This is a genomic window from Desulfoscipio geothermicus DSM 3669 (assembly GCF_900115975.1).
Lineage (GTDB): Bacteria > Bacillota > Desulfotomaculia > Desulfotomaculales > Desulfallaceae > Desulfoscipio > Desulfoscipio geothermicus.
This window is the reverse complement of sequence record NZ_FOYM01000001.1, coordinates 174838-192486: the sequence shown is the minus strand read 5'-3', so window position 1 is coordinate 192486 and position 17649 is coordinate 174838. Positions and strand designations below refer to the sequence as shown.

General features: G+C 42.6%; 18 protein-coding genes. All 18 read left to right on the top strand.

The window, feature by feature from the left end:
* Window positions 1-302 precede the first annotated feature (302 nt).
* Window positions 303-1343 (top strand): hydroxymethylglutaryl-CoA lyase-like TIM-barrel protein, encoded by a 1041-nt coding sequence (locus BM299_RS00910; protein ID WP_165608114.1) that lies wholly within the window; start codon window positions 303-305, stop codon window positions 1341-1343.
* 156 nt (window positions 1344-1499) lie between these two features.
* Window positions 1500-3530 (top strand): thiamine pyrophosphate-binding protein, encoded by a 2031-nt coding sequence (locus BM299_RS00905; RefSeq protein ID WP_092481578.1) that lies wholly within the window; start codon window positions 1500-1502, stop codon window positions 3528-3530.
* A 71-nt stretch (window positions 3531-3601) separates the two neighbouring features.
* Window positions 3602-4840 (top strand): radical SAM protein, encoded by a 1239-nt coding sequence (locus BM299_RS00900; protein WP_092481577.1) that lies wholly within the window; start codon window positions 3602-3604, stop codon window positions 4838-4840.
* 18 nt (window positions 4841-4858) lie between these two features.
* Window positions 4859-5182, top strand: a complete 324-nt coding sequence (locus BM299_RS00895) for a hypothetical protein (RefSeq protein WP_092481576.1) — start codon at window positions 4859-4861, stop codon at window positions 5180-5182.
* Between the two features lie 17 nt (window positions 5183-5199).
* Complete coding sequence (locus BM299_RS00890) at window positions 5200-6384, top strand: acetyl-CoA C-acetyltransferase (RefSeq protein ID WP_092481575.1); 1185 nt, start codon at window positions 5200-5202, stop codon at window positions 6382-6384.
* 59 nt (window positions 6385-6443) lie between these two features.
* Window positions 6444-7274: a 3-hydroxyacyl-CoA dehydrogenase NAD-binding domain-containing protein gene (locus BM299_RS00885; RefSeq protein WP_092481574.1), complete on the top strand. Its 831-nt coding sequence runs from the start codon at window positions 6444-6446 to the stop codon at window positions 7272-7274.
* Between the two features lie 52 nt (window positions 7275-7326).
* The gene (locus BM299_RS00880; protein WP_092481573.1) at window positions 7327-8892 is read left to right on the top strand and encodes a class I adenylate-forming enzyme family protein; all 1566 of its coding nucleotides are present in this window, start codon (window positions 7327-7329) and stop codon (window positions 8890-8892) included.
* A 27-nt stretch (window positions 8893-8919) separates the two neighbouring features.
* A complete protein-coding gene (locus tag BM299_RS00875; RefSeq protein ID WP_092481572.1) occupies window positions 8920-10449 on the top strand; it encodes an acyl-CoA carboxylase subunit beta in 1530 nt (509 codons plus the stop codon).
* A 78-nt stretch (window positions 10450-10527) separates the two neighbouring features.
* Window positions 10528-11598, top strand: coding sequence for a ferredoxin oxidoreductase (locus BM299_RS00870; protein WP_092481674.1), 1071 nt, complete (start codon window positions 10528-10530; stop codon window positions 11596-11598).
* Window positions 11588-12343: a thiamine pyrophosphate-dependent enzyme gene (locus BM299_RS00865; RefSeq protein ID WP_092481571.1), complete on the top strand. Its 756-nt coding sequence runs from the start codon at window positions 11588-11590 to the stop codon at window positions 12341-12343. The genes BM299_RS00870 and BM299_RS00865 overlap by 11 nt, the downstream gene beginning before the upstream one ends.
* Window positions 12340-12903 (top strand): 2-oxoacid:ferredoxin oxidoreductase subunit gamma family protein, encoded by a 564-nt coding sequence (locus tag BM299_RS00860; protein ID WP_092481570.1) that lies wholly within the window; start codon window positions 12340-12342, stop codon window positions 12901-12903. Before BM299_RS00865 ends, BM299_RS00860 begins: the two co-directional genes overlap by 4 nt.
* A 29-nt stretch (window positions 12904-12932) precedes the next feature.
* A complete protein-coding gene (locus tag BM299_RS00855; RefSeq protein WP_092481569.1) occupies window positions 12933-13190 on the top strand; it encodes a 4Fe-4S dicluster domain-containing protein in 258 nt (85 codons plus the stop codon).
* Window positions 13191-13214: 24 nt separating this feature from the next.
* Window positions 13215-14111 (top strand): AEC family transporter, encoded by an 897-nt coding sequence (locus BM299_RS00850; protein ID WP_165608113.1) that lies wholly within the window; start codon window positions 13215-13217, stop codon window positions 14109-14111.
* Window positions 14112-14131: 20 nt separating this feature from the next.
* Complete coding sequence (locus BM299_RS00845) at window positions 14132-14695, top strand: gamma carbonic anhydrase family protein (RefSeq protein WP_092481567.1); 564 nt, start codon at window positions 14132-14134, stop codon at window positions 14693-14695.
* 139 nt (window positions 14696-14834) lie between these two features.
* Window positions 14835-14990, top strand: a complete 156-nt coding sequence (locus tag BM299_RS00840; protein WP_092481566.1) for an OadG family protein — start codon at window positions 14835-14837, stop codon at window positions 14988-14990.
* Between the two features lie 20 nt (window positions 14991-15010).
* On the top strand, window positions 15011-15220 hold the full coding sequence (locus tag BM299_RS00835) for an acyl-CoA carboxylase biotin carboxyl carrier protein subunit (RefSeq protein ID WP_092481565.1): 210 nt from the start codon (window positions 15011-15013) through the stop codon (window positions 15218-15220).
* Between the two features lie 28 nt (window positions 15221-15248).
* Window positions 15249-16364 (top strand): sodium ion-translocating decarboxylase subunit beta, encoded by a 1116-nt coding sequence (locus BM299_RS00830; RefSeq protein WP_092481564.1) that lies wholly within the window; start codon window positions 15249-15251, stop codon window positions 16362-16364.
* Window positions 16365-16463: 99 nt separating this feature from the next.
* Window positions 16464-17642: an acetyl-CoA C-acetyltransferase gene (locus BM299_RS00825; protein WP_092481563.1), complete on the top strand. Its 1179-nt coding sequence runs from the start codon at window positions 16464-16466 to the stop codon at window positions 17640-17642.
* Window positions 17643-17649 lie beyond the last annotated feature (7 nt).

Genomic DNA, 17649 nt, shown 5'->3' with positions numbered 1-17649 from the left:
ATGGTTTGTACGCTGGGTTGAATGGTAGATATTATGGCTAAGCAGTAGATGCTTAATTTTAATTCGTATATTGAATTGGGAGTTAACGCAACAATTATTTTAATTAACCTTTGTGACAGAAAAAAAAGTATTGAAGTTAGCTAATTTTACAGGCATAGATTTTGCGAGACATATATTTAAAATTAAGAAAATTTTTAATATTTAATCACCAGGTAAAAATGCTGGAAGGATCTTTAATAACTTTGGAATGGCCTCAAGTTTCTCAAAGGAAAAAAGCTGAGAGCCTGTAAGGAGGTATGATCATGAAATTAGAATTCCCAAAGAAAGTTAGGATGACAGAGCTGTTAGCAAGAGACGGTTTTCAACATGAGAGGCATTTTATCCCTACTGAAACAAAGGTATTTTTTATCGATGCTTGTACGGAAGCCGGTTTTGGTGTTGTTGAGGTTACTAATTTCAGTCACCCCAAGTATCTACCTCAGGCTAAAGATGCAGAAGAAGTTTTAAAACGAATCAAACGTAAACCTGGGGTTGAATACAAGTGCTATGGTATGACTGATAAGGCCTTTGAACGTGCGGTGCAGGCAAAAGAGAATGGTTATGGGCCGGATATTCTGGCGTTTACCATTTCCACTACGGATGCGCACTGTATGCGTAATGCCAATCGGCCGGTGGAGAAGTTCTTTGAGCAAATTCCAAAATGGGCCAAGATGTGTAATAGCGTTGATATCAAACTTGATATGGCTATCGCCTGTGTCTTTGGATGTCCCATTACCGGGCCTGTTCCCATGGAAAAAACCTTTGAGCTAATTGAAAGAGGACTGGAAATGGGTTGTGCCAGTGCGACTCCATGCGATACAACCGGCGAAGCGTCACCGGATCGCGTTTATGAATTTTATCGTAAGTTGAAAGAAAAGTTTCCCAATGAAGATGTGCACCGCGCGCATTTTCATGATTCCAGGGGGATGGGACTGCCCAATTATCTCGCCGCTTTGTTAGCTGGTGTTACTGAATTTGAAGCTTCTTTGGGCCAGTTGGGAGGACAGCCTTCCTATATCGTAGACGGCGTTCCCAATATTGGAACTGGCTGGCTATATACCCCAAGTGATATTACAGGCAACGGTTCTACCGAGGACCTTGTAGTAATGTTTGACGAGATGGGGATAGATACCGGAGTGGATGTTGATAGAGTTCTTGAATTGGGTCGCATACTGGAGCATGTTGTAGGTCGAGAATTACGTCCTTATACCACTAAAACAGGGCGCATTCCCAAGGGGCGTGTTGATTGGGGTAAAAGCGTCCCACCTTTTAATGCTCAGCCTTGGGCTCACCCTGATCGGTAATAATTGATTAACTAAATTTCAATTTTTCGCTGCAATAAATCTGAAAGGGGGTTATCATTATTAATTGCCTCGATATTGCAAATGAAAATAGCAGCGAAAGAAATGGGGTGTTAGTAATAGCTTACTTGTATTTTATTAAGGGAGGTTAATGCCGAAGTGAGTAAAATAGGGATTGAATTTGATAAAGAAGCTCAAAAGAAGCTGGACTACAAATTGGGTACACGGGAATTATACCCGAATGCCGGTGTGCATGCCGCAGAAGTTTTGAAAGATCACGGTGTTACAATAGCTTTTGGCGTACCCGGCGGCCATATATGGCACATTGTTGACGCTATTAGCCGTATAGGCATAAAGACTGTAACTTTTCTGCATGAGCAGAATGCAGTTTACTGCGGTGAAGCATATTCCCAGGTCAGCGGCAAGCCGGCAGTGTGTTATGCCACTGTAGGTCCGGGCGTCGCTAATGCCGTCAGCGCCGTGCAGCAGGCTAATCTCAGTAACTCCCCGATAATTTTTATCTGCGGCGGTCACGAAATTGAGCATGATAAACTGTACAACACTATACAGGAGAGTTATGCCACGGAGCTCATGGGGAGTATCTCCAAGTGGGCCCAGCGTATAACATATCCGAATACGGTCAAGCAATTCTTTACGCGTGCCTTTAAAGATGCCCAGGCTGCTCCCAAGGGGCCTGTAGTGATGGAAATGGGTATTAGCTGCCTCTTTACACAAGATGAAGTGAAAAATAAGGTTTGGTGGGGCCTTTGGGGCGACCATGCCACCTGGATTCCCGAATGGCGTGGGGAAGATACCACCAAGCCATTAACCAGCGGCGGAAATCCCGAGGATATAGCCAGGGCGGTAAAACGGCTATATGAGGTTGAGAAGCCGTTCATGATTTTCGGCGACGGCGCCACCTGGGCCGACGCCTCCAAAGAGCTTACCGAGCTGGTTACGCTGGCGAAAATACCGTTTACCACCAGGAGAATTGGCCGGGCGGTTGTTTCCGAGAAACACGATTACTATTATCGCGGGTTGCCTCCGTTCCGCAATGAAATTGAACTAATGCTGCCCGTAGGGGTTAAGGTCGGGTTCTTTGACGGTTATGGCGGAGGATGGCCGGAGACCATCCAGATCAGTGAAACCACAAACCAGATTTGGACCTACGTGCCCACCAGTACGGCCATAGTTGGCAGTCCCAAGGTAGTGGCCCAGCAGATGATTGATTACATTAAGGCCAACAACCTGCAGCCGCCGCCGGGCCGGGATGAGTGGCTGAAAAAAATCCAGCAGGCCAGGGCGGATGCTGAAAAGCGGCGCCGTGACAAAGCCATGTATTACGGATTTGAGCACCCGAAATACCAGAAAGAAAATTGCATGCATCATGGATACCTTTCCCAGGCCATTGCGGACTACCTGGAAGAAAAGTACGAAAGCAAAGTCCGTATCATGATTGACGGCTATACCATGTCTGACTTTGTAATGCCCTATATTAAGGCAGTACGTCCCGCTCAAGTGCTGAGTTCTTCGGAACAGGCCGGCGTCGGCCACGGGGTTGCTATGGCCATTGGCACAGCATTTGCGCAAATGGAAATTGGTGACAAAACTCCGGTTTTGGCACTGATGGGTGACTCAGGCATGGGTAATGCCGGGCTGGAAATTGAGACGGCTGCCCGTTATAAACTTCCCATTGTATATTTGGTCACAGAGAATAACGGTTGGATGCCGGGTATGAAATATCCCTGGTACGGCCCAAATTGGGATAACCTTGGTGAACAAGACCGCATGGGAACTGAGTGGAACGGAGCGGTGCAGCTGGGTCAAGAGCGCAAACCCAGGGTAAGATGGGATAAGATTGCCCAGGAACTGGGTTGTTACGGTGAAATGGTAGATAGGCACGAAAACTTCACTGCCGCCCTGGACCGTTGCTTCCAGGCTGCGGAAAAAGGGCAACCGGCTGTGTTAAACTGCTTCATGGATATACATCTCGTTAACAAGGCTGTTACCTCACCGGTATATTGCTTAATGTATGCCCACCTGCCCTGGTGTGACCTGCCGCAGCGCGGTAAGCGGGCGCGTCGGGCTATTTGGGGTAAACCCGGTAAGTTTGATGGTCTGGTTGATTTGCCGAAGATGACCACTGCCGATCCCTGGGAGCCCCTCACTGAAGATGAAATGAAACCTTGATTTATAAATACACTATGCCCCCCTCTTTAAATATCGGGGGGCATAGCTAAGAAGGAAGAAGTGAAAAAATAATGGCAGCAATATTGCATGTGGCTCAAAGCAATTCTAATTGTATAGACTGTGGCTTTTGTAAATACTTCACTTGTAGCTGGGATAGTAAATGCACCGGTTGTGGTGCATGCGTGATAGGCTGCCCCAACAATGCCCGTGAATTAAAGGAAACAAAAGAAAACAGAAGACCGGTGCGTTTAACCATTGACGGAGTGCAATGCGAAGTGCCCGGACAGATTACGATACTTAAAACATTGGAATTAAATGGCTATAAAATAAATCATCATCACGAACATGAAGAAGGCATACATGCCCCTTGCCGTACCGGGGGATGTGGTGAATGTTCCGTACTGGTGGATGGGGTACTTAAACCGAGTTGTGTAACTCCGGTTAAAGACGGCATGGAAGTTATCACTGACAATTCGGTCATAATTAAATATCCACCCCAGAGAATTGCTTCCATATTTAATAAAAATTTGCACCAAATGGCTGACCTGCAGGGAATTAACGAAACCTCGTTTTTTATGCACGGGTGTAATATGAACTGCGCGGCCTGTCATAATTGGGATATAACATTTAGTTCAATTGGTAGACCTACAACACCCGATCAATTGTTACAACAGCTCTCGGCAAAGAAAAACGGCTCCGGGATTAATCGCATTGGTATATCGGGGGGAGAGGCAACTTTAAATCGCAGGTGGTTAGTGGAATTTGTTAAGAAAGTATCCATGTATGCATCTGATGGTACAAGGATACAGCTTGATACCAATGCTTCTATATTAAGCAATGATTATGTGGATGAACTAATTGATGCAGGCGTAACGGATATTTCTCCCGATTTAAAGGGTGTTACAGTGGGAAGTTTTAAAAAGTTAACCGGTTTAAAAGATAAAACTGTTGCGGCCAGGTATCTAGGTAATGCCTGGCAAGTTGTGCGGTACATTATAGAGCAATGTGCAGATAAGTTATTTACTGTAGTGGGGATTCCTTTCCATAAAGATTTATCAACGGCTGAAGAGCTTTATCAAATTGGTAAGAAATTAGCTGCAATAAATCCTGATGTAGCAGTAAATTTAATTGAATATCAAGCGGCTTTTAGGAAAAGGGACTTAGCATACATATCCGAGGATGAAACAGAGAATTCACTGGCAATTCTTCAAGATGCCGGTCTCCGTAATGTTTTATGTCAGCGAGCAGCTGAAATGCCTTTAGCGGTACACCCCTTGGATTTATTAATCGGTGAAGAGTGTGGTTGGTAGAATAAGGAGAGTGGCTTTATGAATAACACTGCACAGGTAAAACTTGATAAAAACTACATTCTTCAAGCGGTCCTGAGGCTGCTTGAGCAGGGTTTAAGTACAGAAGGCGTAATGATCGTTCTATCACATAATTGGCATTATGCCCTGGGAGATGTAATTGATGTGGATATTTGGGAAGAAATGGGGTTCCTGGTGGGGGCTAGGCCGGATGAACTCATACTTAATTTACCCACGGTTGAAGATTTGGAAAAAGGAATGGTAGGTCTAGGTGAATTAAAGAGTGGCAGTTATCCTTGGCAACTGGTTGACGAGTATAAAAACATCAAACTTATATGGCAATAAAAAAAGGGGGCTGGTTTATGAAAGATGTGGCGATTGTTAGTGCTGTTCGCACAGCGGTCGGCAAGTACAGTGGTAGCTTGCAGAACATTTCACCGGTGGATTTGGGCTCGCTGGTGATAAAGGAAAGTCTCCGGCGGGCGGGCATTGAAGGTAGTCAAGTGAATGAAGTCATAATGGGTAATGTCCTGCAAGGTGGGCTTGGGCAAAACATAGCCCGGCAAGCTTCTGTTAAAGCAGGCATACCACAAGAAATTCCGGCATGGACCTTAAATATTGTCTGTGGCTCGGGACTTAAATCGGTTTCTACTGCCGCCAGTTTAATTGCCCTTGGCGAGGCGGATATAGTAGTAGCCGGTGGTATCGAAAATATGAGCGCGGCACCGTACCTGGTGGAAAAGGCCCGTTGGGGTTACCGTATGGGCGATGGGAATTTGGTTGACTTGATGATTAAAGACGGTTTATGGTGTGCTTTTGGCAATTACCACATGGGAATTACTGCTGAAAATATAGCTGAAAGGTATGGTATTACCAGGGAGGAGCAAGATGCTTTCGCTTTAAACAGTCAACAAAAAGCAATAGCGGCCATAGACGAAGGAAAGTTTAAGGACGAAATTGTTCCCGTGCCTCTTCCGCAAAAAAAAGGCGACCCGGTAATGTTTAATACTGACGAATTTCCCCGTCGCGGTACGTCCATGGAAGCATTGTCCAAACTTCCGCCCGCCTTTAAAAAAGGAGGTACGGTTACAGCGGGAAATGCTTCCGGTATCAATGATGGAGCTGCCGCAGTTGTGGTAATGTCTGCCGAGAAGGCCAAAGAGCTAAATGTTAAGCCCATGGCAATAATTAAATCTTCCGCCGTTGCAGGTGTCGATCCTGCCTACATGGGAACAGGTCCTATCCCCGCCAGTCGGAAGGCATTAGCTAAAGCTGGATTAACTATTTCAGACATGGATTTAATTGAGGCAAATGAAGCTTTTGCCAGTCAGGCCATTTCGGTCATGAAAGAGCTTGAGTTGCCTGTTGATAGAACTAATGTAAACGGTGGGGCTATTGCGCTTGGACACCCCATTGGGGCAAGTGGAGCAAGGATACTGGTAACCCTTCTTTATGAAATGAAACGAAGAAATAGCAAGTACGGTCTGGCAACTTTATGCATTGGCGGTGGCCAGGGTGCCGCAATGATAGTTGAAAACGCTTCCTGAAATTGTTGTTTGAATAGTGAGCTTCGGTTTTAGGGTTCGCTGTAAAGGGGAGAATTCGCATGAACATAGATCGCATAGTGATAATTTATGATGGCACCATTGGAATGGACTTGGCCAAAGAAGCAGAAGGGATTGGTCTTACTGTAGATTTGTTTGATATGCGTGATGATTTCATGCAGAAAATACTTAATCAATACAGCGCTCCTGCAAAGAAGGGCTATCGTCATGGTGTACAAAGAAACTTTAGTAAAAACTCATATATTCAAATTTTTAAGGATGTTGACATAATTTTGGAATGCACTGAAGAAAGCTTAAATACTAAAAAAATTTTATTTAAATTTCTGGATCAAATTTGTCCTGCAAAAACAATTTTTGCAACCAACTGTTTTTCATTTAATTTAACTGTGATTGCTGCGGAAACCAAGAGACCAGCAAAGGTCATAGGGTTACACATTGATAATCAAGGGAATGTTGTAGAAATTATTAGAAATGTCGCCACTTCTGATGAAACAGTGCTGCGATCCAAAGAATTTTTGCAAAAATTAAAGAAAAAAATTTTAGAATTTTCAGATTACCCGCCGCATTTAATTCACCATATGATAATGCCCATGATCAACGAGGCGGCATATTTTCTTATGCAAGGTGTAAGTACCGCTCCAGAAATTGACAACTTAATGAGAATTGGCGCCAATTTGCCGATCGGCCCATTGGCTCTGGCTGATTTGATTGGCTTGGACGATTGTCTTATTTTCTTAGAAAGACTGTATGCTAGTACAGGCGATAATAAATTTTACCCATGCCATTTATTTTACAAGTATGTTAAGTCAAATTGGTTAGGTTGTAAAACCAGACGTGGTTTTCACAATTATCAGGATAGTTTATCTGTATAATTTTTAAATTTAATTTACTTAATTCCTTGCTACTAGATGGGAGGTATTTTAAATGAATTTAGCAGACGGTTTGCGTATTAACTCTTGGCGCTTTCCTGATAAAGTTGCGGCTGTCTTTAATGAACAGCGGGTTACTTATAGTGAATTAAACGCTAGGGCCAACCGTTTGGCACATGGTTTATTGAAAAGGGGATTTAAACGGGGAGATAAGGTTTCGATAATTCTCTATAACTGCATTGAATTTTTGGAAATATATCACGCACTGGCGCGTATTGGTGTTGTTTCCGTACCTATTAATTTCCGTTTAGTCCCAAACGAACGGGAGTATATAGTTAACAACTCAGATTCCAGGGCATTATTTATGGGTTCTGAATTTTTAAAAGATTTTGATCCAAAGAAGGTTCCTAATGTAGCTAATAATTGTATAATAGTTGGTTCACCTGAAGACGTACCTGAAGGGATGGCTTATTACGAAAATATTATCGAAGGTATGCCGGATCACGAACCATTTGTAGATCAAAGTGAAGAAGATTTATTTTATCTGGGATATACTTCTGGTACAACAGGATTTCCTAAAGGGGCCATGATTCAAACCAGAGGAACCCTGGAAGTAATAAAAAATGCCCTTATTCGTAACTCCGGGCGGCAAGGTGTTGATATGACCAAGAGGGTTTTCCTGGCTATCATGCCTATTTGCCATTCCAATAGTATATGGGCTACTTTGATAACTTATTGGATGGGAGGTACCAATGTTATCTTTCCCTCAGGGAAGTTCGATCCTGAAAAAGTCTTGCAAATTATCCACAAGGAAAAAGTTACCACTACGTCAATGGTTCCCACTATGATTACTAGAATTCTTGAATTACCTGATGAAGTTAAATACAAGTATAGCATGGATTCATTAACCTCCGTGGGATCATCTTCTGCGCCGTTATTAACTAAAACCAAAGAAGCAGCTTTGGAATTTTTCAAAAATGCACGCTTCAGTGAAGGTTACGGCTCTACGGAGACGGGAGCTCTTACCACCCTGCGTCACAAGGACCAGCTTAGAAAAGTACGCAGTATTGGCAAACCTAACCCGGGTATTGAGATTAAGCTTATTGACGAAGAGGGACGAGAGGTTACCAAACCTAATGAAGTTGGCGTGCTTTGGGCTAAGGCGCCCTCAGCCTTTATCGGATATTACAAGGACCCTGAAAAAACAAAAGAGGCCATTAATGGTGAATGGGCAACGGCCGGAGATATGGCTTATCTGGATGAAGAAGGATATTACTACCTGGTGGACAGGAAGCATGACATGATCATAAGTGGTGGGGAAAATATATATCCTGCGGAAATTGAGGAAGTACTTATTAAGCATCCTGCTGTTTCGGAAGTTGCAGTTATTGGCGTGCCCCATGAACAGTGGGGGGAAGAAGTTAAAGCCTTGATTATTTTAAAAGAAGGGGCCCAAACAACTGAAGAAGAGATTTTAGAATACTGTAAGGAACGCCTGGCTGGGTATAAGAGGCCGAGGTCTGTGGAATTTAAAGACGATTTTCCACGTACAGCCACCGGTAAAGTTTTAAAACGGCTTGTCAAGAAGCCTTACTGGGAAGGGCAAGAGCGAATGATATGATTCATTTAGTTAAAAAGGAGAATCTTTATGTTAGAAGAGGCTCTTAAAAAATTTGAAGAAATGAAAGAGCTGGCTACCTTATCCCGGCCGGGTAAACAATTAGGCGCCAGAAAAATGAGTGCGCGGGAGATGTGCCAAAAACTTATGGATCCAGGTACTTTTGTTGAGGTAAATATGTTGGTGAAACATCGTTGCACGGACTTTGGCATGGAAAACAAGGGTGCACTCGGCGATGGTGTAATTACCGGCTATGGTAATGTTATGGGCCGTACGGTTTTTGTTTACGCCCAGGACTATTCTGTCTTGGGGGGATCTCTTGGTTTGGCCCAGGCTAAGAAAATATGGAACATAATGGATATGGCTGCCAGAGCCGGTGCCCCTATCGTGGGGTTATGTGATTCGGCCGGGGCAAGAATCCAAGAAGGGACAGATGCGTTGGCCGGGTACGGAGGAATTTTTCTAAGGAATACCCGTTATTCAGGGGTTGTGCCACAAATTACAGCGATCATGGGTATTTGTGCCGGAGGGGCTGTATATTCCCCGGCTATAACAGACTTTATTTATGTGGTAAAAGATGCCTGTATGTTTATAACCGGGCCCGCAGTGGTAAAGGAAGTTATGGGGCAGGAAGTAACAATGGAACAGCTGGGAGGGGCGGAAGTTCAAAGCAAGATTTCAGGCAATGCCCATTTTTTGGTAGATAGCCCGGAAGAATGTCTCAAGCAAATTAGAAAGCTGTTGACTTATATTCCGCAAAATAATAGGGAAAAACCTGCTCCAATAGATTCCAGAGAAGTTTTATATCCTGATCAGGACATAGCGGATCTGGTACCTGATGATTCCCGGGAGCCTTTAAACGTATATAAAGTAATTAAAGCTATAGTCGATAACGGAGAATTTTATGAAGTACAACAACATTATGCTCCAAACATTGTTATGGGCTTTGCGCATATGGCCGGTCAAAGTATTGGGATATTGGCAAACCAACCCCAGTTTTTAGCCGGTGTACTGGATTGCAATAGTTCAGATAAAGCTGCACGTTTTGTCAGGTTCTGTGATGCATTTAATATACCGCTGGTTACTTTCGTGGATGTCCCCGGCTATCTGCCCGGAACCCAGGAAGAACATAAAGGCATTATCAGACATGGCGCCAAGCTCCTTTATGCTTATTCAGAAGCTACCGTACCGAAAATTACGATAATTATGAGAAAGGCATACGGCGGCGCGTATATAGGTATGTGCAGTAAGCACTTGGGTGCAGACCTTATTTTAAGCTGGCCTACTGCTGAAATAGCCGTGATGGGCCCGGAAGGGGCGGTTAACGTTATTTTCAAGAAAGATATTGCATCTTCGTCCAACCCTGAAGAAACAAGGCAGCGGTTAATTAAAGAATACAGAGATAAGTTTGCCAATCCTTATGACGCTTGCTTTAAGCATCATGTGGACGATGTTATCGAACCAAATGAAACAAGGTCTAGAATAATTAGCGCTCTCGGGATTTTAAGAGATAAAAAGGAAAATGTTATTTGGCGGAAGCATGGTAATATTCCTCTTTAATAACTATTGGCAGTTGATTAAAAACTAAGGAGGGGGATTGTGATTAAAAACTTACTCCAAGGAGAAAAAAAAGTATTTATGACCGGAAATGAGGTAATCGCCTGGGCTGCAATTGCTGCTAAGGCAGATATTATGTATGGTTACCCTATTACACCCCAGAACGAAATAATGCACTACTGGACTAGAATGGCACCAAAAGCCGGAAAAAAGTTTCTACAAACTGAGGATGAACTTTCTGCGGGATTCACCACGATAGGTGGGGTTTTGGCGGGAAAAAGAGCTTTTACAGGTACTGCCGGGCCGGGAAACACTTTGATGCAAGAACCTGTGTCTATGGCTGAGATGATGCGCTTACCAATGGTAATTGTGATACAACAGCGAGGCGGTCCGTCAACAGCAACAGTAATTTATTCTCAGCAGGAAACTAATCTAACATGCTATGGTGGAAATGGCGAAGGTTTGCGTGTAGTATATTCCACTGCAACCCACCAGGACTTGTTTGACTATACCATTAAAGCATTTAATACCGCATGGAAATATCGTTTTCCCACGTTTGTTTTGGCGGATGGATATCAGGCCAAGATGAGAGAGTCTTTAACTATGTATGATCCCAAAGACAGGGGCATTGACATGGTGCCTGTTGAACCAATTTTGGGGAAACCAGGTGTGCCGGGTATAGACCGCTCTCCTACTCATATTAGAAACACTTATAATACTGAAGAAGAGTTATATGATGTAATTATGTCCATTGCGCAAGACTATGAGAAATTTGCCCCTGAAATTATTGAATACGATGAGCAAAACATAAACGATGCCGAAATAATTATAATATCTCATGGAGTTGTTAGCAGAGCTGCTTATGGAGCTATGTTGGAATTGCGGGAGCAAGGATACAAGGTAGGTTATTTCCGCCCCATTACACTACGGCCATTTCCAGCAAAACAATTATTTAACAGGGCCAGGCAAGCTAAAATGCTAATAGTCGTGGAATCCGCATTAGGTCAATTAGCTAAATTAGTTAAAGATGCTATTTATGGTTGCGCTACTCCTATAGAAAATCTATCAAAACCCGGGGTAGGTATAATTTCAGAAGAAATTGTTGAACGAGTTAAAACTTTATTGAAGGGGGGGCACTTTAATGTCAGTTGAACCTAAAATGCCAAAATGCTGGCGCAAGGAAAGTAAGCCCCATAAGTTTTGTCCCGGATGCGGTCATGGATTGGCCCTCAAGGCTTTAGGCATGGCCATTGATGAGCTGGGTATTCAGGATAAGGTTGTTTTTGGTTGTGATATTGGCTGTTCTTTGCTGGCATGGGATTTTTTTGACGTTGATATAGTGCAAACACACCACGGGCGTACAACGCCGGTTATTACGGGTTTAAAACGAGCAAACCCCGATCTAATAGGTATTGCCTACATGGGTGATGGTGGGGGTTATGCAATTGGTTCTCAGCATTTAGTAAACGCAGCAACAAGAAATGAAAAAATTACTGCCATACTCGTCAATAATACAAACTATGGTATGACTGGCGGGCAAATGGCACCGACCACTTTACCTAATCAAAAGACTGAAACAAGTCCTTATGGTAGAAGTATTGAAGAAACCGGTTACCCCACCCAGGGGCCGGAAATGGTAGCGGCCATAGCAAGAGATGAGGCATATGCTGCGCGTGGAACGGTTGCAAATATGCGCCAGCTAAAGGGATTTTTTAAAAAGGCATTACAAAATCAAATAGATGGCAACGGCTTCTCCTTCGTAGAGGTTTTATCCACATGCCCAACCAACTGGCGTACGGATGCAAAGGGCACATGGAAATATTTAGAGGAAGAGATGACGAAATTTTTCAAAGTAGGGGAATTTAAAACACCTGCAGCGAAGGGGGAACAATCATGAGTAACCTGATTAAAATTGCTCTGGCAGGTGAAGGCGGTCAAGGCGTGCAAGCTGTAGCTGAGATAATCACAGAGGCGGCTCACGAAGATGGCCGGGAGGCTTTATATATACCTAACTTTGGTGTGGAACAACGCGGCGGCGTTTCCATCGCTTTTGTGCAAATTTCAAGCGACCAAATTAGAGCCCCGAAATTTCAAAAAGGTGATATTGTAATTGCTCTGAGTGAAAGAGCTATAATCAGGACCAAGCAGTATGTTGATCAAAATACTATCTTTGTCTATGACAAAAGTATAACCAACGTTGAATATCTTCCGCAAAACGCTAAATATGTTTTGGGCATCCCGGCGGTTGAAATTTCCAAAACAGAGCTGCATCCGCGTGTCTTTAACGTGGTTATCCTGGGTGCGGTAGTTAAAGCAACTGGGGTAATTAGTGAACAAGATGCCAAAAATGCTCTGGAAAAGAAATTGGGTCACAAATTTGAACAAGACTCAAACTTGCGTGAATTAAATTATAAGGCATTACAACGGGGTATGGAACTTGTTGAAAAAGTAATATAAGTTTTGGCGGGAAGGGGTGACTTTAGTAGGTGAACACGAATTATATTAGGATAGAAAATGGCAAAGCCGCATTTCATATTTTCCCTGGGCTATGCAAAGGTTGTGGTTTATGCATTGAAAAGTGCCCTGTCAATAATCTTGGTTGGTCTCAAGTATTAGGGGTTTATGGCACGCCGAGTGTTGAGCCCGGGCATGGTGAAAAAGAATGCACTGCCTGTACAATATGTGAAATTGTTTGCCCGGATTGCGCTATATATGTTGAAAAGTTAAAAAATAAACAAAATTAATTTATATTTATTAGATGTATGAATATGGCAAATATTTTGTTGCCTATATTGCTTTGTATATCCGTGGGTGTTATTTCAGGAAGAGTGCTGCGGCTGGAAGTAAAAACACTTTCACAACTTGTCCTTTATATACTCGGGCCATGTTTAACATTTAGTTTATTAATCAAAGTCCAATTAACTTCTTCAGAAACATGGCAGATTATTTCCTTTACGGTATTACATTTTGTTTTGGGTATTGCAATAATGGCCGTAGTACTTTACCTTACTTGCTATGCGCGTGAAATTAAGACATCCGCAATATTAAGTGCGGTTTTTATGAACAGCGCAAATTATGGTTTGCCGGTAGTACTTTTTGCTTTTGGCGAAGCAGGTGTGGAGCGGGCGATTATTTTTGTTGTAATGCAATTAGTTTTATTTAATACATTAGGGGTTTTTTGGGGGGCACAGGCTGCTGCGAGTTGGTTAAAAGCTTTTAAAAAGATTGTTTATTTGCCTACTATATTTGCAGTGGCGCTAGCCATCATATTAAGGGTGACAGGTTGGCATTTACCTAAATCATTAATTTCCACAGCGGATCTTTTAGGTCAGGGAGCAATCCCTGTTATGCTGGTGCTGCTAGGTGCTCAGCTGGCAGGTAAAAAAGAACTTAATTTTATAAATTTAGTCTTTGGGGTAACTTTTTTTAGATTAATAATTTCGCCTTTTTTAGCATTTCTAATTTTATATTTTCTTTTTAAAACACAAGATGCCATTACCTGCAAGGTTTTGCTGGTAGAGTCAGCAATGCCTACAGCGGTAAATAACATACTTTTGGCCATAGAGTTTAAAGGAGAGCCTGACGTTGTTTCAAACATTATTTTGGTAACAACTATATTTAGTTTTATTACTTTATCCGTACTTATCAAAATTTTATTGAGCTAATGTTTTCGGGGTGAATCTAATTGACATGTTATTCCTTTGGTCCACATAAACCTGAAATTGCCTTAAATACTTTTATTGCACCTAGCGCACTTATCATAGGCAGAGTTAACATATCAGAAGGAGCTAGTATTTGGTATAATTGCGTTTTACGTGGCGATGTTGCAAATATTAAGGTAGGTTATAATACAAATATTCAAGATGGAAGCGTATTGCATGGCGCAGAAAAACCAGCACAAATGGATGTAGAGGTTGGAGATTTCGTCAGCGTCGGTCATAATGCTGTATTACATGGATGCAAGATTGAAACTAACGCTTTTATAGGCATGGGAGCTGTTATATTAAACGGTGCTCATATCGGGGAAGGAGCTATAATCAGAGCAGGGTCCCTTGTTCCTGAGAGGTTTGAAATTCCCCCTAACGTTGTGGCTATGGGGGTACCTGCTAAAATTATACGGCCGGTTACTGACGAAGAAAAACAATGGGTTATGGCAATTAATATTGCTTATTATCGAAGGGCTGTGCTCTACAACCAGGCTGTAAAACCAGTGCCGTTAAGTTCCATAAAGCCTTTTACCGGCGGGTGAATTTCTCCCAATTCTAAAAGAAGAGGTTCTTCTTTCTTAAATATACGGTAATAAAGGAGTGATGTTTACTTAGATTAATAATTAGCAAGACTATCTTTTAAATGTATGTCATTATTAACTAATGAATGGGGGGGTATAGGTGGTTGATTGGGATGCTGCTTTGTCGGTAGCGATTACGGGTATTGTGTCTGTTTTTATAGTATTAGGTGTTCTAAGTTTAGTGGTAAATTTAACTGGTACCTTATTAAATAAAACTACGAATAAACAAAAAGATAAGGTGCAATTAGAAAAATAAAGAGGAGGTAATAAAATATTATGCAAGTTAAAGCGCCAATGGTGGGAAAATTGGTTTCTATCGATGTAAATGTTGGTGATAAAGTTAATGAAAATGATACCTTGGCTACTTTGGAAGCTATGAAAATGATTATAAAAATATTTGCTCCTTCAGATGGTGAGATAAAAGAAATTTTGTCATCGCCTGGTGCTGTTGTTGATCCAGATACGCCGATTGTTACTTTAGTATAGTTTTAACCCGGGAAAGGGGAAATTACTTATGTGGGAACAGTTTTTAGAAAATTTTATGAATATTGGCTTGTTCCACATTGAAATTGGCCAGGTAATTATGTGGATGATTTCATTTATTTTATTTTACCTGGCTATTAAGAAGGGCGTAGAACCTTTATTGCTTATACCTATTGGTTTTGGTGTTTTTGCAGCAAATTTTCCATTAGCGGGCTTAATGGAAGAGGGTGGATTATTCTATATATTTTTTCACTATGGCATTGAAACGGAGTTAATTCCACCGCTTATTTTTTTAGGGCTGGGTGCTATGACGGATTTTGGCCCTGTAATAGCCAACCCGAAAACTTTTTTCCTGGGTGCGGCGGCTCAAATAGGTGTATATATGGCGTTTTTTTCTGCCCTTCTTTTGGGGTTTAGCGTACCTGAAGCCGCTTCCATCGGCATTATAGGGGGGGCAGACGGGCCTACCTCCATCTTCTTATCCTCAAATTTGGCACCGCATTTGTTAGGTGCGGTTTCTGTAGCTGCATACTCTTACATGGCTTTGGTACCTATTATCATACCACCCATTGCTAAAGCATTGACCACCAAGAAAGAGCGGCAAATTATCATGAAACAAATGCGTCCCGTGAGTAAGACAGAAAAAATTATCTATCCTATTTCAGCGAGCATAGTAATCATATTATTAGTTCCCCAATCCGCACCGTTAATTGCCATGTTTATGCTGGGTAACCTTTTTATGGAATGCGGTGTTGTGGACAGGTTAACTGATGTATCGCGTAATGCGTTAATGAATATAGTTACCATTTTCCTTGGCATCGGTGTGGGGGCTACTATGTCAGCGGAAAACTTTCTGCGGGCTCAAACGATTTATGTATTTATACTCGGGGTAGTTGCTTTTGCTTTTGCTACTGCCGGTGGAGTAGTATTTGCAAAAGTAATGAACCTTTTTGCCAAAGAAAAAGTTAATCCGTTAATTGGTGCAGCTGGTGTTTCTGCTGTTCCAATGGCCGCCAGGGTTGTACACGTTATGGGTACGGAAGCAAACCCGCAAAATTACCTTTTGATGCATGCTATGGGTCCTAACGTTGCGGGAGTCATCGGTACGGCGGTAGCGGCAGGAGCATTTATATCGGCAATTATGTAAATTTGAGGCCTCGTCTTTAAATAAAGGTGAGGCCTCAAATTACAAAAAATTTTAAATTTTATAAAACTTAAATTTTATTTATTTTAGAGGAGGTATTTAATGAAAACGGTAATAGTAAGTGCTGTCAGGACGCCTTTTGGAAAGCTAGGTGGTAAGCTATCCAGCATTAAGGCAACAAAATTAGGTGGTATTGTTATTAAGGAAGCATTAAACAGGGCCGGGCTTGGAAACGGTGCAATAGTTGACAACGTAATTATGGGGCAAGTCCTTCAAGGGGGATGTGGGCAAATCCCTTCTCGCCAAGCTACACGCGAAGCCGGTATGCCTTGGGAAGTGCCCTCGGAAACCCTAAACAAAGTTTGTGCATCGGGTTTACGCTCCGTAACTATGGGCGACCAGATGATTAGGTGTGGAGATGCAGATATTATTGTCGCCGGCGGTATGGAAAGCATGAGTAATGCACCTTATTTTGGAAATTGCCGTTGGGGGTTACGTATGGGGGATGGCAAGCTTGTGGATCTGATGGTACATGACGGACTATGGTGCGCTTTTTACAACAGACATATGGGCATTCATGGTGGGGTAGTTGCTAAAGAGTATGGGGTCAGCCGTGAGGAGCAAGACGAGTGGGCCCTTCGAAGCCATGAATTTGCAATAAAAGCTATTGATTCCGGTAAATTAAAGGAAGAGATAATATCAGTACCCATTCCCCAAAAGAAAGGTGATCCACTGGTAGTGGATACTGATGAGGGACCTAGAAGAGACACTAGCATGGAAAAGTTACGCAAGCTACCACCTGTGTTTGATCCCGAAAATACTGTTACTGCGGGTAATGCTCCAGGCATAAATGATGGTGCAGGAGCACTGGTTATAATGTCTGAAGAAACAGCAAAGGAATTAGGCCTCAAGCCATTAGCTACAATTCTAGGCCATGCATCTGTATCACAGGAAGCCTCTTATATTGCTACAGTTCCAGGATTATCAATCAATAAATTATTACAAAAAGAGCATCTAAACATTAATCAGATAGATTTATTTGAAGTTAATGAGGCTTTTGCGGCAGTTACCCTGGTTAGTGGTAAGATTTGCAACTGGGACAGCAATAAAGTAAACGTTAACGGGGGAGCAGTTGCTTATGGACACCCCATCGGTGCCAGCGGGGCTAGGATTCTTATGGCGCTGGCCTATGAATTGCGCCGTCGCGGGGGTGGATTGGGCGTCGCGGCTATATGCAGCGGTGCGGCTCAGGGGGACGCTGTTCTAATTAAAGTGGAATAAATTGTTA

Bases quoted from the DNA above. Each gene is read 5' to 3' on its own strand.
- BM299_RS00900 (WP_092481577.1), top strand. From the start codon at position 3,602: ATGGCAGCAATATTGCATGTGGCTCAAAGCAATTCTAATTGTATAGAC.
- BM299_RS00850 (WP_165608113.1), top strand. From the start codon at position 13,215: ATGGCAAATATTTTGTTGCCTATATTGCTTTGTATATCCGTGGGTGTT.
- BM299_RS00890 (WP_092481575.1), top strand. From the start codon at position 5,200: ATGAAAGATGTGGCGATTGTTAGTGCTGTTCGCACAGCGGTCGGCAAG.
- BM299_RS00885 (WP_092481574.1), top strand. From the start codon at position 6,444: ATGAACATAGATCGCATAGTGATAATTTATGATGGCACCATTGGAATG.
- BM299_RS00910 (WP_165608114.1), top strand. From the start codon at position 303: ATGAAATTAGAATTCCCAAAGAAAGTTAGGATGACAGAGCTGTTAGCA.
- BM299_RS00825 (WP_092481563.1), top strand. From the start codon at position 16,464: ATGAAAACGGTAATAGTAAGTGCTGTCAGGACGCCTTTTGGAAAGCTA.
- BM299_RS00870 (WP_092481674.1), top strand. From the start codon at position 10,528: ATGACCGGAAATGAGGTAATCGCCTGGGCTGCAATTGCTGCTAAGGCA.
- BM299_RS00880 (WP_092481573.1), top strand. From the start codon at position 7,327: ATGAATTTAGCAGACGGTTTGCGTATTAACTCTTGGCGCTTTCCTGAT.
- BM299_RS00895 (WP_092481576.1), top strand. From the start codon at position 4,859: ATGAATAACACTGCACAGGTAAAACTTGATAAAAACTACATTCTTCAA.
- BM299_RS00835 (WP_092481565.1), top strand. From the start codon at position 15,011: ATGCAAGTTAAAGCGCCAATGGTGGGAAAATTGGTTTCTATCGATGTA.
- BM299_RS00865 (WP_092481571.1), top strand. From the start codon at position 11,588: ATGTCAGTTGAACCTAAAATGCCAAAATGCTGGCGCAAGGAAAGTAAG.
- BM299_RS00830 (WP_092481564.1), top strand. From the start codon at position 15,249: ATGTGGGAACAGTTTTTAGAAAATTTTATGAATATTGGCTTGTTCCAC.
- BM299_RS00860 (WP_092481570.1), top strand. From the start codon at position 12,340: ATGAGTAACCTGATTAAAATTGCTCTGGCAGGTGAAGGCGGTCAAGGC.
- BM299_RS00875 (WP_092481572.1), top strand. From the start codon at position 8,920: ATGTTAGAAGAGGCTCTTAAAAAATTTGAAGAAATGAAAGAGCTGGCT.